1 protein-coding gene and 1 pseudogene are annotated in these 1,199 nt (G+C 58.8%); both read right to left on the bottom strand.

Annotated elements, in window-relative coordinates; genetic code table 11:
- Positions 1 to 112 precede the first annotated feature (112 nt).
- Positions 113 to 949: a sugar phosphate isomerase/epimerase family protein gene (locus tag ACQRCA_RS08425; RefSeq protein WP_427719888.1), complete on the bottom strand. Its 837-nt coding sequence runs from the start codon at positions 947 to 949 to the stop codon at positions 113 to 115.
- Between the two features lie 73 nt (positions 950 to 1,022).
- Positions 1,023 to 1,199 (bottom strand): annotated as a pseudogene (locus tag ACQRCA_RS08420) (SIS domain-containing protein); the annotation flags it as partial.

Raw genomic sequence — 1,199 nt, 5'->3', positions numbered from 1 at the left:
GGCTCATTCCGGGACAGGCTTTCCGGTTGGGCTTCAAGCGGAAAGTCTGTCCCATTTCTCAGAGAGCGCCAAACTAAAATTCGCCAAACGCCAGCTCGGCGCCCTGTCCCACTTAGGCGCCAATCGCACGACGATACTCTGCCATTACCTGCGCATCGGCAGCTGCGGGGTCGGCAAAATAGCGCCAGTCATAGGTCTCGGCCGAAACAACTCCGCGATAGCCGCGCGCCACCAGCCTATCCAGGTCGGCGCGCATATCGCGGTCGCCGTCACCCCAGGCAAGATGCGTCGTGCCGTCTGCCGCAACATCGACAAAATGCACGTGGGCGACATCATCGCCAAGCAGATTGAAATAATCGTCGATGGTATCCCCTGCCACCGCCATAGCGCCCAAATCCAGACACGCCTTAAGTGCCGGATGATCAACTGCCTCGATCATGCGCTTCGTGTCGGCCGCCGAGTTCACGATCATCGACTCAACCGGCTGTAGGGCCTCGAGCACCAGTCGCACGCCGCGCTCTCCCGCATGCTCGCCAATCGCACGCAGCATCGAGGCGCTGCGACCCCACGCGTCCTCGATCGGCTCGTTCAAAAATGCCCAGCCGCTCGAGACCATGACCTGCTCGGCTCCAAGTTCCGTCGCGATATCCACAACGTTCTTAAAGTACGCGAGCGTGCGGGCGCGCGCCTCATTCCCGCGCGCCGCGATATTCCACGGCTTGGGGTTGTTCTGTTCGGGACAAAGCCCCACAATCCGAACCCCATACCGCTGTGATAGCTCCCGCACCTGCTCGAGCGAATCGTATCCATGGCAATCGACATACAGATGCATCGCCCCGGTCCAAAGCTCGCAACACGTGTAGCCCGAGGCCGCTGCCGAAGAAAAGAACTCCTCAAGGTCAAAATAACGATGGCTGATATTCATGGCGGCAAGCTGGGGATAGCTCATAATTACTCTCCAACCCAAGCGAGGCCCCGTTCCATATAGGAGCGAGGCCCAATTACACAAACGTTATTTGCTCTTAGTAGTCGAACTGGTGATAGTAGCGACGGTAGTTGAGGTTGTGCTTGGTGACCGTCTCGTAGTAAGCGGCAAGGCGATCGGTGATCAGCGAGGAGAGGATCCACGGAGACACGATGACGCGGAACTCGTCGTCAAGGCCGGGGATCGCGAACTCGGCGGTGTCGATGACGTTGAT

It is taken from the genome of Collinsella sp. SGI.095, from assembly GCF_050314535.1.
Taxonomy (GTDB): domain Bacteria; phylum Actinomycetota; class Coriobacteriia; order Coriobacteriales; family Coriobacteriaceae; genus Collinsella.
The sequence above is the reverse complement of the archived record's forward strand: the minus strand, read 5'-3'. Positions and strand labels throughout refer to the sequence as shown.

Bases quoted from the DNA above. Each gene is read 5' to 3' on its own strand.
- ACQRCA_RS08425 (WP_427719888.1), bottom strand. From the start codon at position 949: ATGAGCTATCCCCAGCTTGCCGCCATGAATATCAGCCATCGTTATTTT.